13 protein-coding genes and 1 tRNA gene are annotated in these 14,347 nt (G+C 71.3%); 3 read left to right on the top strand and 11 right to left on the bottom strand.

Translation table 11 applies throughout. From position 1 onward, the window contains the following. Positions 1-52: 52 nt before the first annotated feature. Positions 53-910 (bottom strand): alpha/beta hydrolase, encoded by an 858-nt coding sequence (locus IS481_RS06580; RefSeq protein ID WP_104357987.1) that lies wholly within the window; start codon positions 908-910, stop codon positions 53-55. 82 nt (positions 911-992) lie between these two features. Here IS481_RS06580 and IS481_RS06575 point away from each other — a divergent pair, with 82 nt between their 5' ends. Next, positions 993-1,862, top strand: a complete 870-nt coding sequence (locus IS481_RS06575; RefSeq protein WP_104357986.1) for an NAD(P)-dependent oxidoreductase — start codon at positions 993-995, stop codon at positions 1,860-1,862. A 47-nt stretch (positions 1,863-1,909) separates the two neighbouring features. Next, positions 1,910-1,985 (top strand) — tRNA-Ala (locus IS481_RS06570). 101 nt (positions 1,986-2,086) lie between these two features. Here IS481_RS06570 and IS481_RS06565 read toward each other — a convergent pair. From IS481_RS06565 to IS481_RS06530, 8 genes are read right to left on the bottom strand one after another with little or no spacing between them, the layout of a single operon-like run. Continuing rightward, complete coding sequence (locus tag IS481_RS06565; protein ID WP_104357985.1) at positions 2,087-2,440, bottom strand: cation:proton antiporter; 354 nt, start codon at positions 2,438-2,440, stop codon at positions 2,087-2,089. After that, on the bottom strand, positions 2,440-2,679 hold the full coding sequence (locus tag IS481_RS06560; protein WP_419186824.1) for a K+/H+ antiporter subunit F: 240 nt from the start codon (positions 2,677-2,679) through the stop codon (positions 2,440-2,442). Before IS481_RS06560 ends, IS481_RS06565 begins: the two co-directional genes overlap by 1 nt. A 35-nt stretch (positions 2,680-2,714) precedes the next feature. After that, the gene (locus IS481_RS06555) at positions 2,715-3,206 is read right to left on the bottom strand and encodes a Na+/H+ antiporter subunit E (protein ID WP_104357983.1); all 492 of its coding nucleotides are present in this window, start codon (positions 3,204-3,206) and stop codon (positions 2,715-2,717) included. Beyond that, positions 3,203-4,840 carry a monovalent cation/H+ antiporter subunit D gene (locus IS481_RS06550; RefSeq protein ID WP_104357982.1) on the bottom strand — a complete coding sequence of 546 codons (1,638 nt, stop codon included), beginning with the start codon at positions 4,838-4,840 and terminating at the stop codon, positions 3,203-3,205. Before IS481_RS06550 ends, IS481_RS06555 begins: the two co-directional genes overlap by 4 nt. After that, on the bottom strand, positions 4,837-5,181 hold the full coding sequence (locus IS481_RS06545; protein WP_104357981.1) for a Na+/H+ antiporter subunit C: 345 nt from the start codon (positions 5,179-5,181) through the stop codon (positions 4,837-4,839). Before IS481_RS06545 ends, IS481_RS06550 begins: the two co-directional genes overlap by 4 nt. Further along, entirely contained in the window at positions 5,182-8,082 is a 2,901-nt protein-coding gene (locus IS481_RS06540; RefSeq protein ID WP_104357980.1) for a monovalent cation/H+ antiporter subunit A, read from the bottom strand. A 35-nt stretch (positions 8,083-8,117) separates the two neighbouring features. After that, positions 8,118-10,310 carry a xanthine dehydrogenase family protein molybdopterin-binding subunit gene (locus IS481_RS06535; protein ID WP_104357979.1) on the bottom strand — a complete coding sequence of 731 codons (2,193 nt, stop codon included), beginning with the start codon at positions 10,308-10,310 and terminating at the stop codon, positions 8,118-8,120. Between the two features lie 12 nt (positions 10,311-10,322). After that, on the bottom strand, positions 10,323-10,781 hold the full coding sequence (locus IS481_RS06530) for a (2Fe-2S)-binding protein (protein WP_104357978.1): 459 nt from the start codon (positions 10,779-10,781) through the stop codon (positions 10,323-10,325). Between the two features lie 231 nt (positions 10,782-11,012). Here IS481_RS06530 and IS481_RS06525 point away from each other — a divergent pair, with 231 nt between their 5' ends. Then, positions 11,013-11,954 carry an AraC family transcriptional regulator gene (locus IS481_RS06525; RefSeq protein ID WP_232529479.1) on the top strand — a complete coding sequence of 314 codons (942 nt, stop codon included), beginning with the start codon at positions 11,013-11,015 and terminating at the stop codon, positions 11,952-11,954. Positions 11,955-11,993: 39 nt separating this feature from the next. Here IS481_RS06525 and IS481_RS06520 read toward each other — a convergent pair whose 3' ends face one another. Together IS481_RS06520 and xylA are read right to left on the bottom strand one after the other, a co-directional pair. Beyond that, the gene (locus tag IS481_RS06520) at positions 11,994-13,004 is read right to left on the bottom strand and encodes a galactose-1-epimerase (RefSeq protein ID WP_104357977.1); all 1,011 of its coding nucleotides are present in this window, start codon (positions 13,002-13,004) and stop codon (positions 11,994-11,996) included. Continuing rightward, a complete protein-coding gene (xylA, locus tag IS481_RS06515; protein WP_104357976.1) occupies positions 13,004-14,320 on the bottom strand; it encodes a xylose isomerase in 1,317 nt (438 codons plus the stop codon). The genes IS481_RS06520 and xylA overlap by 1 nt, the downstream gene beginning before the upstream one ends. Positions 14,321-14,347 lie beyond the last annotated feature (27 nt).

The following is a 14,347-nucleotide window of genomic DNA, read 5'->3' as shown; positions in this document are numbered from 1 at the left end:
GCGATCGCCCGGCGTGCCGCGGCGCGTCGGGGGCGGCTGGCGCGGCAGCACCTCAGCGCACGCCGAGCAGCTCGAGCGCCAGGGCGTGCAGCCGCCCGGCCGGGTCGGCCAGCGTGTCGAGCACGTCCAGGTGGTGGCGCCCGGGGATCTCCTCGCACACCGGCACCGCCCGCGGCCCCCAGGCCGAGCGGATCAGCGCGTTCTGGCGCCGGAACTCCTCGCTCTCGTCGGCACCGACCACGGCCGCGAGCGGCACCGCCGGGGCCGGGAAGCCGGCGGGGCTCAGGCGCAGCACGTCCTGCGGCGTGAGCCTCAGGTCGGCCTTCAGGAACGGCGTGCGGCTGACCGGCTCCAGGTCGTACAGGCCCGAGATCGACAGCACCCCCTGCACGGTGCGCTCGTGCAGGTCGGGGCCGACCTCGCGCCAGCGGCAGCAGGCCAGCATGGCCGCCAGGTGCCCGCCGGCCGAGTGGCCGGCAACGACGATGCGCCGCGGGTCGCCGCCCAGGCCTTCGACGTGGCGCGCGGTCCAGGCCACCGCGCGCACCATCTGCAGCGCGATCTCGGCGATGCTCGCCTTCGGGCACAGCGTGTAGTTCGGCACCACGACCGTCACGCCGCGCCGCACGAAGGCCGGCGCGATGAAGGAATGGTCGGACTTGTCCAGCGAGCGCCACCAGCCGCCGTGGATGAACACCAGCACCGGGGCACGCGGGCCGGGGGCCGGGAACAGGTCCAGCGTCTCCTCCTCGGCCGGGCCGTAGCGCAGGTCCAGCAGCGGCTCCAACGCCTGCCGGGCCTCGCGCGAGGCCTTGGCCCAGCGGGCGAAGATCTGCGGGTGTTCGGGAATGCGCGCTCGGTTGTTGTACTGCGCGTCGAGCCAGGCCGGATCCTGCAGGGAAGTCGACATGCGGCGATCTCCAACGGTGATGGTGGGGTCCAGCCACGGTTTCTATACTGCCGGTCTCGTCTGCGCCAGAGGTACACCCACGATGCACGTCTCCGTCCTCGGGATCGGGATGATGGGCCTGCCCATCGCCAAGCGCCTGCGCGAAGCAGGCTTCGAAGTCACCGCCTGGAACCGCACGCTGGAGAAGGCGCTGCGGCTGGCCTCGCACGGCGCGCGCGTCGCCCACACCGCCACGCAGGCGGTGCACGACGCCGACGTCGTCATCACGATGCTGGAAAACGGCGACGTGGTCGAAAGCGTGCTGTTCGGCCACGGCGTGGACGCCGCGCTCAAGCCCGGCTGCCTGGTGATCGACATGAGCTCGATCAAGCCCTCGCAGGCACGCAGCCACGCGCAGCGCCTGGCCGAACGCGGCGTCGCGCACCTGGACGCGCCGGTCTCGGGCGGCACGGTCGGCGCCGAGGCCGGCACGCTGGCGATCATGGCCGGCGGCGAGGCTGCCGACTTCGAGCGCGCGCAGCCGGTCTTCGCGCCGCTGGGCCGCGCCACCCATGTCGGCCCGCACGGTGCCGGGCAGCTCGCCAAGCTGGCCAACCAGATGATCGTCGGCATCACGATCGGCGCAGTCAGCGAGGCCCTGCTGCTGGCCGAAAAGGGCGGCGCCGACATGGCCAAGGTGCGCGAGGCGATCCGCGGCGGCTTCGCCGAAAGCCGCATCCTGGAAGTGCACGGCCAGCGCATGGTCGAGCGCGACTTCGCCAAGCGGGCCGCCCTCACCGTGCAGCTCAAGGACATGCGCAACGCGCTGGACACCGCGCGGGAGCTGGGCTTCGAGGCGCCGATCACCGGCCTGTTCGAGGCGCTCTACGCGAGCGCCGCCGAACACGGCTTCGGCGAGCTGGACCACAGCGGCCTGTTCCGCGAGCTGGCGCGCCGCAACGGGATGCGCTGACCCCCTGGTCAAACGCCAAAAAAATGCGCTAGAATGGCGATCTTTCCGGGGACGTAGCTCAGCTGGGAGAGCGTCGCGTTCGCAATGCGAAGGTCGGGAGTTCGATCCTCCTCGTCTCCACCAGAATCACGAAAGCCAGGCAGCCAGTGCCTGGCTTTTTTGTTGGCTGCTGGCCGTGTTGGCGGCCGGTGCCCGCGGGCCCCGGCCAGGCGCCTGGGGCTGCCCTACCCCTTCTCCGGCCCGCGCGCGCGCTCGTAGAGCGGCGGCGGCAGGGGGTCGCCGGCCTGGCGGCGGCGGAACAGCGCGGCGCGCGCCAGCACCACGGTGGTCACCGGCGCCGAGATCGACAGCACGATGATGATCAACCACACGTGCAGCTTCAGGCCCTGGCCGGTGGAGCTGAAGTGGGTGATCGACGCGAAGGTGACCAGCCAGGCGCCCAGCGTCGAGGTCAGCGCCGGCGCGTGCATGCGCAGGAAGAAGTCGCGCAGCCGCGCCAGGCCCAGCCCCGACAGCAGCACCATCACCCCGCTGGCCAGCAGCAGGGCCGCGACGACGAATTCGGTCCAGGGCGGCATCACTCGATCACCTCGCCTCGCAGCAGGAACTTCGCCAGCGCCATCGAGCTGACGAAGCCGAACAGCACCATCAGCAGCGCCCCTTCGAAATACATCTCGCTGTTGTAGCGGATCGCCAGCACCAGCATCACCAGCATGCCGGCGACGTACAGGTAGTCCAGCGCCAGCACGCGGTCCTGCGCGGTGGGGCCGTGGAACAGCCGCAGCATGCCGATGGCCATGCCGGCGACGTACATCATCAGCGTGATCGTGATGACGATGGACAGCATCTCGCTCATTCGAAGATCTCCTTCAGGGGATGCTCGAAGCGCGCCTTGAAGGTGCGCACGAACTCCACCTCGTCGTCCAGGTCGAACACGTGCATCAGCAAGGCGCTGCGGTCGGGCGCCAGCTCGGACCACACGGTGCCCGGGATGACCGCCGAGATCATCGCCAGCGCCGCCAGCGCATGCTCGTCGCGCAGCTCCAGCGGGATCACGACGAAGCGGCCGCGCGGCGGTTGCCGGCGCGACTGGAGCACGCCCTGCCCGACGTCGATTGCCGAGCGCACCACCTCGCCGCCGACGCGCAGGATCAGACGCACCAGCACCCCGAGGTGGCGCATCGAGCCCGGCGTGGGGCGCAGCGGCGACATCAGCAACGGCATCACGACCGCCAGCAGCGCGGCCAGCACGATGTGGCCGGCACTCTGGCTGCGCGCCAGCAGCAGCCAGCCGCAGAAGATGCCGAACGACAGGCCCGGCGAGGGCAGCAGCTTCTTTCTCACGGCGTGCCTTTCGTCATGGGTTCGACGGGTTTCGTGCCCGTCACGGCCTCGATGTACAGCGTCGGCTCATGCAGGCCGCGGGCCGTGGTGCGGCCGTAGCCGAGCACCGCCTCGGCCTGGAACACCATCACCGCAGCCGCCACCAGCAGGCCGGCGATGGGCAGGCATTCGACGACCCGCAGCCGCGGCGCCGGCCGGTCCTGCGAGGTCCAGAAATGGCGGATGCCCACGCGCACCAGTCCGGTGGCGGCGAGCAGCCCGGAGACGATCAGCACCACGAACATGCTCCACGCGGCCGTGCCTTCCAGCTCCAGCAGCGCCGACAGCATCGCGACCTTGCCGACGAAGCCGGACATCGGCGGCAGCCCCGCGATGATCATCGCGCACATCGCGAAGGACACGCCCAGGAAGGCCACCGCGGCGGGGATCGCGCGGCCGATCAGCGCCTCCTCGTCGTCGTCCAGGTTGGTGCCGGGCAACGGCTCGCCGTCGATGAACGCGGGCAGCGCATCCTTGCCGTCGTCGATCTCCTCGGGGCCCATCTCGACGTCGCGGGCGCGCTCCATCAGCTCGACCAGCAGGAAGATCGCCCCGCCGGCCAGCGTCGAGCTGGCCAGGTAGAACAACGCGCCGGCGCTGAGCGCCTCGGCATCGAAGCCGATCGCCGCGATCAGCGTGCCCGACGAGGTGATCACGCTGAAGCCGGCCAGCCGGGCCACCTGCTGCGAGGCCAGCATCCCGAAGGCGCCGAACATCATCGTCGCCATGCCGCCCCACACGAGCACGTCGCTGCCGAAGTGTGCCGAGGCGCCGGCGGTGGCCGGGAAGCACAGCGTCCACAGCCGCAGGATCGCGTAGACGCCGACCTTGGTGAGGATGGCGAACAAGGCGGCCGCCGGCGCGCTGGCCGAGGCGTAGGCCGGTGGCAGCCAGAAGTTGAGCGGCCACACCGCCGCCTTGGCAAGGAAGGCAATCGCGAGGATCGCCGCCCCGGCATGCAGCAGGCCGCGGTCGCTGACCGGCACGTCGGGCAGCTTCTGGGCGATGTCGGCCATGTTGAGCGTGCCGGTCACGCCGTAGAGGATGGCCACGCCGATCAGGAACAGCACCGAGGCGAACAGGTTGACCGAGATGTAGTGCAGCCCCGCGCGCACGCGTGCCAGCCCGCCGCCGTGCAGCAGCAGGCCGTAGCTGGCCGCCAGCAGCACCTCGAAGAACACGAACAGGTTGAACAGGTCGGCGGTCAGGAAGGCCCCGTACAGGCCCATCAGCTGCAGCTGGAACAGCAGATGGAAGTACACCCCGGCGTGCTGCCAGCGCGCCAGCGCGTACAGCAGCGAGGCCAGCCCCAGGCTGGCGGCCAGCACCAGCATCATGGCCGAGAGCCGGTCGGCCAGCAGCACGATGCCGAACGGCACCGGCCAGTTGCCGGGCAGGTAGACGCTGAACGCGGCCGGCGCGTCGCTGGCGTCGACCGCGCGCAGCAGCGCGATCGCCAGCCCCAGGCCGGTGGCCGTGGAGACGACGTTGAGCACCGACTTGAGTTCCCGGCGACCTTCGCCGAGCAGCAGCATCAGCGCCGCGGTGCCGAGCGCGAGCAGGATGGGGGCGACGACCAGGTGGTCCGGCGTCATGCACGCTCCTCCCGGCCGTCGACATGGTCGCTGCCCGACAGGCCGCGCAGCGCCAGCAGCACCACGAGGAACAGCGCGGTGGTCGCGAAGCCGATCACGATGGCCGTGAGCACCAGCGACTGCGGCAGCGGGTCGGCATAGTGGGCCAGGTCGGTCGGCAGGCCGGGCTTGTAGATCGGCTCCTTGCCGATCGAGAGGCTGCCGACGCTGAAGATGAACAGGTTCACCGCGTAGGACAGCAGCGACAGCCCGATCAGCACCTGGAACGTCCGCGGACGCAGCACCAGGTAGATCCCGGCTCCGGCCATCACGCCGATGGCGATGGACACCACCACTTCCATTCAATGCTCTCCATGTTGATGCTCGTCCGCCGGACGGCGGCGCGCGCGCAGCGACTGGTGCGCGATGGCGGTCAGCAGCAGCAGGGTCGACCCGACCACCACCGAGAACACCCCGAGGTCGAACAGCGCGGCGCTGGGCAGGTGCACCTCGCCGACCAGCGGCAGCTCGACGTGCGCGGTGTGCGTGGTCAGGAAGGGATGGCCCACCGCCATGGCCCCCGCACCGGTGAGCAGCGCGATCATCAGGCCCACGGCGATCCACTTCGGCGGCAGGAGGTGCATGCGCGTCTCGACCCAGCGCGTGCCGCTGACCATGTACTGCGCGATGAACGCGATCGCGACCACCAGCCCGGCGACGAAGCCGCCGCCCGGCTCGTTGTGGCCGCGCATGAACAGGTGGAAGGCGAACACGCCGGCCAGCGGCAGCAGCAGGCGCACCAGCACCGCCGGCACCTCCAGGAAGCGCTGCACCTGGTTCTCGCCCTCGCGGCTCATCAGGTCACTCCACACGCCCTCGGGCACCACGTGCTGCTGGGCCGGGCGGTCGATCACCTCGCGCGGCGGCCGGAAACGCCGCAGCAGCGCGTAGACGGTGACGCCGACCACGCCGAGCACGGTGATCTCGCCCAGCGTGTCGAAGGCCCGGAAGTCGACCAGCATCACGTTGACGATGTTGGTGCCACCGCCCTGCGGCAGGGCGTGCTCGATGAAGAACGGCGAGATCGACTGCGGGGCGTTGCGCGTCAGCAGCGCGTACGACAGCGCGGCCAGCCCCACGCCGATCGCCACGGCCAGCAGCAGGTCGCGCCGGCGGCGCCACCAGGCGCGCAGCGCGACCGCCGGCGCGTCCTGCTCGACGCGCTTGGGCAGCCAGCGCAGGCCGAGCAGGAACAGCACCATGGTCACCACCTCGACGGCCAGCTGGGTCAACGCCAGGTCCGGCGCCGAGAACCACGCGAAGGTGATGCACAGCACCAGGCCGACCACGCTCAGCATGGTCAGCGCGGCCAGCCGGTGGAACTTGGCCTGCCACGCCGCACCGATCGCGCAGACGCCGCCCAGCACCCACAGCACGACGAACTCGGGCGTGACCGGCACCCGGGCCCGGTCGCCCCAGGCCAGCGGCACGATCAGCGCCGAGGCCAGCCCCGCCAGCCCGGCGATCACCACCAGGCACAGCATCTGCGCCTGCAGGCGCCGCGTGCCGAACCAGCGCAGCATCAGGCGGGCGAACGCGGTGCAGAGCGTCAGCGCGGCCTCGAAGATGCGGCGCCCGTCGAACAGGCGGATCACCGGCGTGCCGCGGCGCGCGCGGTATTTCAGCCGGTGGCCGAACAACATGTAGACGGCGATGCCGCCCAGCATCGCGACCAGGCTCATCGCCAGCGGCGTGTTGAAGCCGTGCCAGATCGCCAGGCTGTACTCGGGCAGTTCGCCGCCGACCACCGGGCCCGCGGCCGTGGCCAGCATCGGGCCGATGGACCACTCGGGGAAGATGCCCACCACCAGGCAGGCCAGCACCAGCAGCTCGATCGGCACGCGCATCCAGTGCACCGGCTCGTGCGGCTTGCGCGGCGTCTCCAGCGGCGCCTTGTCGAAGAACACGTCGTGGCCGAAGCGCAGCGAGTAGACCACCGCGAACAGGCCGGCGATGGTCGCGATGGCCGGCAGCCCGTACTCGACCGCGGGGCTGGCGCTCACGAACACGGTCTCGGCGAAGAACATCTCCTTCGAGAGGAACCCGTTGAGCAGCGGCACCCCCGCCATCGCGGCGCAGGCGACGATGGCCAGGTTGGCGGTCATCGGCATGTGGCGGTACAGCCCGTTGAGCCGCCGCATGTCGCGCGTGCCGGTCTCGTGGTCGATGATGCCCACCGACATGAACAGCGAGGCCTTGAAGGTCGCGTGGTTCATCATGTGGAACACCGCCGCCACCGCCGCCAGCGGGCTGTTCATGCCCAGCAGTAGCGTGACCAGGCCCAGGTGGCTGATCGTCGAGTAGGCCAGCAGGCCCTTGAGGTCATGCTGGAACATCGCCGCGTAGGCGCCCAGCAGCAGCGTGATCGCCCCGGCCCCGCCGACGATCCAGAACCACAGGTCGGTGTCGGCCAGCACCGGCCACAGCCGGGCCATCAGGAACACGCCGGCCTTCACCATGGTGGCCGAGTGCAGGTAGGCCGACGCCGGGGTCGGCGCGGTCATCGCGTGCGGCAGCCAGAACTGGAACGGGAACTGCGCGCTCTTGGTCAGCGCCCCCAGCAGCACCAGCACCAGCATCACCGGGTACAGCGCGTGGCCGACGATGCGCTCGCGCGACTGCAGCACGGCCTCCAGCTCGAAGCTGCCGACCATGTGCCCGAGCAGCAGCATGCCGGCCAGCAGCGCCAGCCCGCCGGTGGCCGTGACCGTGAAGGCCATGCGCGCCCCGCGCCGGGCGTCCTTGCGGTGCGTCCAGTAGCCGATCAGCAGGAAGGAGAACACGCTGGTCAGCTCCCAGAACACCACCAGCTGGATCAGGTTGCCGGCGGTCACGACGCCGAACATCGCGCCCATGAAGCCGAGCAGCAGCGAGTAGAAGCGCGCCGCCGGGTCGTCGGGCGAAAGGTAATAGCGTGCGTAGATGATGACCAGCAGCCCCATGCCGCTGACCAGCATCGCGAACATCCACGCGAACCCGTCCAGCCGCAGCACCAGGTCGATGCCGAGGCTGGGCATCCACGCGAGCCGCTCGGTCAGGACGACGCCGTCACGCACCTCCGGGAACGCCAGGGCGACCGGGACCGCGATCGCGGCGGCGATGCCCGCCGCCCACAGCGATTCGAGGTTGCGCGCGGTGGTCGGCAGGAGCGCAGCGACGAGGCTGCCGAGAAATGGCAGGGCCAGAAGGACGAACAGGGACATGGCGGGCGATTCTAGAGCCCGCACCGGCGCCGCGTTCAGACCCTGAGCAGCTCGGGGCGGATCGGCAGCTGGCGCAGGCGCCGTCCGGTGGCCGCGGCCAGCGCGTTGGCCACCGCCGGGGCCAACGGCGGCACGGCCGGCTCGCCGATGCCGGTCGGGTTGGCGGCCGAGGGCACGATGTGCACTTCCACCTGCGGCATGTCGGTGATGCGCGCGACCAGGTAGTCGTGGAAGTTCGACTGCTGCACCTCGCCATCGCGCAGCGTGATCTCGCCGTGGAGCACGGTCGACAGCGCGAAGCCGATGGAACCCTCGACCTGGGCGCGGATCACGTCCGGGTTGACCGCGATGCCGCAGTCGACCGCGCAGACCACCCGGTCGACCCGGTAGCTGCCATCCTCGCGCACCGTGACCTCGGCCACCTGCGCGACGTAGCTGTGGAACGACTCGTGCACCGCCACGCCGCGGCCACGCCGCTCGCCCGCCGCCCCGGGTGCCAGCGGCCGCCCCCAGCCGGCGCGCTCGGCCGCCAGCCGCAACACGCCGGCATGGCGCGAGTGCTGCGCCAGCAGCGCCAGCCGCCAGGCCACCGGGTCCTGGCCCGCCGCCTGCGCCAGCTCGTCGATGAAGCATTCGGTCGAGAACGCGGTATGCGTGGAGCCGACCGAGCGCCACCACAGCACCGGCACCCCGATGTCCTGCGGGGAATGCAGGTCCACCACCAGGTTCGGGATCGCGTAAGGCAGGTTGGCCGCCCCCTCGACCGAGACCGGGTCGATGCCGTCCTTGACCATCATCGGCTCGAACGGCGAGCCGGCGAGGATCGACTGGCCGACCAGCCGGTGCCGCCAGCCGACCAGGCGCCCCCGGGCGTCCAGCCCGGCCCACAGCCGGTGGTGGAAGGCCGGCCGGTAGTAGCCGGCGCGCATGTCGTCCTCGCGCAGCCAGACCAGCTTGACCGGCGCACGACCGCCGATCGCCTTGACGATGTGCGCGGCCTCCACCAGGTAGTCGGACGTCTTGCTGGCACGCCGCCCGAAGCTGCCGCCGGCGTACAGCATGTGCAGCCGCACCTGCTCGGGCCTGAGGCCCAGCACCTGGGCCACGGCCGCCTGGTCGACGGTCTGGAACTGCTCGCCGTTCCAGACCTCGCAGCCATCGGCATCCAGCCGGATCACGCAGTTCATCGGTTCCATCGCGGCATGCGCCAGGTACGGGAAGTCGTAGGCCGCCTCCAGCGTGCGCGCCGCGTTCGCCAGCGCACGGTCCGGGTCGCCCTCGCGGCGCGCCACCACGCCGGGCGTGGCGGCCAGCTCGCGGTAGCGCGCGAGGATCTCCGCGGAGCCGAGCCGGAACGCCCGGCTGTCATCCCATTCGATCTCCAGTGCGTCGCGGCCCTTCTTCGCGCTCCAGGTGTCGCGCGCCAACACCGCCACCCCGCTCGGGATGCGCACCACGTCGACCACGCCCCGCACCGCGCGGGCCTTGCGGTCGTCCACCGACTTGAGCGTCGCGCCGAAGCGCGGCGGGTGGGCAACCACCGCGACCAGCATGCCGGGCAGCTGCACGTCCTGCGTGAAGCGGGCCGAGCCGTCGGTCTTGCCCGCGCCGTCGACGCGCGGCACGCGCTTGCCGATCAGCCTGAAGTCCTTGGGGTCCTTCAGCTGCACCTGCTGCGGCACCGGCTGCTGCGCCGCGGCACGTGCCAGCTGCCCGAAGCTGGCCTTGCGACCCGAGGCGGCGTGGATCACCTCGCCTTCCGAGACGGTGACCTCGCCAGCCGGCACGCCCCATTGCGCCGCTGCGGCGGCGACCAGCATCGCGCGCGCGGTGGCGCCCGCCTCGCGCAGCTGCTGCCACGAATTGGCGATCGCGGTGCTGCCGCCGGTGCCCTGCACCGGCCCCCAGCCGAGGTTGTTGTAGCGCCGCGCATCGGCGGGTGCGCCTTCGACCTGCACCTGCGACCAGGCGGCGTCCAGCTCCTCGGCGACGATGGTGGCCAGCCCGGTGTAGCTGCCCTGCCCCATTTCCAGGTGCTTGGCGATCACGGTGACGCGGTTGTCCTCGCCGATGCGCAGGAAGGCGTTCGGCACGAAGGGCGTGGCGGCCTCCTGCCCCCCGGCGGCCGCCCGGGCCGCGTGCACCGGCAGGTACAGCGCCAGCGTCAGCCCGGCGCCGGCTTGCAGCACGCGCCGGCGCGCGGGGTTCTCGAGTGTGGTCGTGCTCATGGCGGTCTCCCCTCAGGCCAGCGCGCGGGCGGCCTCGTGGATGGCTGCGCGGATGCGCAGGTAGGTCGCGCAGCGGCACAGGTTGCCGCCCATCGCCGCGTCGATGTCGGCGTCGCTGGGGCGCGGATTGCTTTCCAGCAGCGCCACCGCGCTCATGATCTGGCCGGACTGGCAGTAGCCGCACTGCACCACGTCCAGCCGGCGCCAGGCGTCCTGCACCGCCTGGCCGACGCGCGCCGAGGCCACACCTTCGATGGTGGTGATGCGCCGCCCCGCGGCGGCGGAAACGGGCAGGCTGCACGAGCGCACCGCCTGGCCATCCAGGTGCACGGTGCAGGCACCGCACATCGCCATGCCGCAACCGTACTTGGTGCCGGTCAGGTGCAGGTGGTCGCGCAACACCCACAGCAGCGGGGTGTCGGGGTCGGCCTCCACGCGGTGCGTGTGGCCATTGACGTTCAGGCTGATCATCGCGGGACACTCCTTCCATGGTGTGCAGGCCCGGCGGTCTACGGCAGCCGGTGACTGCAGATTCTTCCCGCGCGCCGTGGACCCCGGGTAGACCAGTCCTCTCGATTTCTTGCCTGATCCTCCGCGGCGCTGGACGATGGCTTTGCCGCTGGTTTACCGTTGCAGCCACACACAGGGAGTCGCGCTTTGGACACACGGATCGCGAACTTGACACCCCCGGGGACCGAACGCGTGCGGGACCTGCAGGCCTCGCTGGTGCGGCTGGCGATGCGGCACACCCTGGACCGCGAGGTGGTCGCAACGGACATTCCCGGGCTGTTCCTGTTCCGCCAGGACGCCCCGACCCGGCCGATCAACTGCATGTACGAGCCCGGCGTCGCGCTGGTGCTGCAAGGGGCCAAGCGGGTGCTGCTGGGCGACGAGTGCTACGACTACCGCGCGCACCAGTTCGTGATCACCTCGCTGGACCTGCCGGCGCTCAGCCAGGTGGTCGAGGCCAGCCCGGAGCGGCCGTGCCTGGGCATGCGGCTCGGGCTGGACCTGCGCAGCGTGGCCGAGATGGTGCTGGACAGCCGGCAGGTGCAGCAGCGCACCCAGCAGCCGGGCGGGCGCGGCCTGGAGGTCGGCCACGCCGACGCGGCCCTGCTGGACGCCTTCCACCGCCTGCTGTCGCTGCTCGATGCCCCGCAGGACATCGCGGTGATGGCCCCGCTCGTGCAGCGCGAGATCATCTACCGCCTGCTGATGAGCGACCAGGGGGCGCGGCTGCGCCACATCGCCTCGGCCGGCAGCCACGGGCACCGCGTCGCGCGCGCGATCGACTGGATCAAGGCGCACTACGCCGAGCCGCTGCGCGTGCAGGAACTCGCCGCGCGGGTGCAGATGAGCGTCTCCAGCTTCCACCTCCACTTCCGCCAGCTCACCTCGATGAGCCCGCTGCAGTACCAGAAGTGGCTGCGGCTCAACGAGGCGCGCCGGCTGATGCTGGTCGAAGGCCGCGATGCCTCGACCGCCGCCGCGCGGGTCGGCTACGAGAGCCCCTCGCAGTTCAGCCGCGAGTACAAGCGCCTGTTCGGCGTGCCGCCGCGGCGCGACATGGAAAGCCTGCGCAGCGCGCCGCTGGCGGGCATCGTGCCGGCCGAGGCCCGGGCACCGGCCACGATGCACTACTGACGATGCCGCAGGGCGCGCCCTGCTGCGCCGGCCTCGCGCTCAGCGCACGCCGAAGCGGTAGCGGATGAGGTGCCGCCACACCTCGCCGGGGCGCAGCCAGCACGAGGGCTGCGGCCATTCCGGGTGGTTGGGGCTGTCGGGCAGGAACTGCGGCTCGAGCGCGACGCCGGCGCAGGGGCCGTAGACCCCGCCGTGGCGCGACGGGATGTCGCGCAGCAGCTGGCCCCCGTAGAACTGCAGGGCCGGCAGGCTGGTCGCCAGCGTCATCGACAGGGCGCCGTCCGCAGAGGTCAGCTCGACCGCCGGCTCGGCGGCCGCGGCGCAGTGCGGCTCGAGCAGGAAGGCATGGTCGTAGCCGCGGCCCGCCACCTGCCCCGCGTCGGCGAGCCAGTCCTGCCCGATCGGCTTGGGCGTGCGGAAGTCGTAGCTGGTGTGCGCCACGGGGGCCAGCCAGCCGAGCGGCAGCAGGTCGCGGTCGACCGGCAGGTAGTGCTGCGCGGCGATGCGCAGCCGGTGGTGCCGGATGTCGAGCGCGTCGCCGTCCAGGTTGAAGTAGGCGTGCTGGCTGAGGCTCACCGGGGTCTCGGCCGTGGTGGTCGCCTCGAAGCGGACCTCCAGCGCCATCGGCTCGACCAGCGCGTAGGTCACGCGCACCTGCAGCTCGCCGGGATAGCCCTGGTCCCCGTCCGCCGACACCAGCGACATGACGACGCAGGTGTCGTCGCAGGCCTCGAGCGTCCACGTCCGCGCGTGGAAACCGCCGTCGCCGCCGTGCAGCTGGTGGGGCGAGCCGGCATTGGGCGCCAGCCGCACCTCGCGCCCGCCGCGCCGGTAGCGCGCCTCGCGGATGCGGTTGGCGAAACGGCCGACCGTGGCCCCCAGGTAGGCGCGCTGCGCGGCCTGCTGCGCCAGCGTCGGGCAGCCGAGCACCACGTTGCGCCGCGAGCCGTCGGGCATCGGGACATGGCAGCCGAGCCACGCCGCGCCCAGCGTGCACAGCTCGACCTCCAGGCCCTGCGGGCGGTGCAGCCGGATGACCTCGGACGACATCAGACGTAGCGGTTGACCAGGTTTTCCAGCCGCTCCTGCCGACCCGAGACCGGCTGCGGATCCAGCGACTGCGCATGCACCAGCGCCGCCAGCTCGTCGAGGCCGGCACCGGCCTCGATGCGCCGGCCGAGCTCGCCGTCCCAGCCGGCATAGCGCTGGCGGCGTGCGTCGCACAGTTCCTGCGATTCGTACAGCGCCGCGGCCGACAGCAGCGCGCGCGCCAGCGTGTCCAGCCCGCCAATGTGCGCCTCGATCAGGTCCTGCGGGTCGATGCTCTGGCGGCGCACCTTGGCGTCGAAGTTCATCCCGCCGGTGGTGAAGCCGCCGGCGCGCAGGATCTCGAGCAGCGCCGGCACCAGCGCGACATGGTTGTTGGGGAACTGGTCGGTGTCCCAGCCCAGCTGCTCGTCGCCGCGGTTGGCGTCGATCGAGCCGAAGATGCCCAGCGCGCAGGCCACGGCCACCTCGTGCTCGAAGCTGTGGCCGGCCAGCGTCGCGTGGTTGACCTCGATGTTGACCTTGACCTCGTCCTCCAGCCCGTAGCGCTTCAGGAAGCCGTAGACGGTGGCGGTGTCGTAGTCGTACTGGTGCTTGGTCGGCTCCTGCGGCTTGGGCTCGACCAGGATCGTGCCCTTGAAGCCGATCTTGTGCTTGTGCTCGACCACTGCCGCGAGGAAGCGGCCGTAATGGTCCAGCTCGCGCTTCAGGTCGGTGTTGAGCAGGGTCTCGTAGCCCTCGCGCCCGCCCCACAGCACGTAGTTGGCGCCGCCCAGCCGGTGCGTCCATTCGAGCACGTGCTTCACCTGGGCGGCGGCATAGGCGTACACCTCGGGGTCCGGGTTGGTGGCGGCACCGGCCATGTAGCGCGGGTTCGTGAACAGGTTGGCCGTGCCCCACAGCAGGCGCACGCCGCTGTCCTGCATCTTGCGTGCGGCCAGTTCCAGCATCTGGTCCAGCCGAGCGTTCGATTCGCGCAGCGTCGTGCCTTCCGGCGCGACGTCGCGGTCGTGGAAGCACCAGAACGGCACGCCCAGGCAGGTGAACAGGTCGAACGCCGCATCCATCTTGAGCCGTGCGGCCTGCATCGGGTCGGGCTCGTCGAACCAGGGCCTGCGGAACAGCGGCGTGGCCAGCGCGAACGGGTCCTCGCCGCGCCAGCAGAAGCTGTGCCAGTAGCACACCGCCGGGCGCAGGTGTTCTTCGAGCGTCTTGCCCAGCACGACGCGCTTGGCGTCGTACCAGCGGTAGGCCAGGGGATTGCGGCTGTCGGGCCCCTCGTAGCGGATGGGCCCGAAGCCCGAAAAGACGGAGGTCATGGCTGGCTTTCGTTGAGGGTGTGTGAG

It is taken from the genome of Caldimonas thermodepolymerans (assembly GCF_015476235.1).
Taxonomy (GTDB): Bacteria; Pseudomonadota; Gammaproteobacteria; order Burkholderiales; family Burkholderiaceae_C; genus Caldimonas; species Caldimonas thermodepolymerans.
The sequence above is the reverse complement of the archived record's forward strand: the minus strand, read 5'-3'. Positions and strand labels throughout refer to the sequence as shown.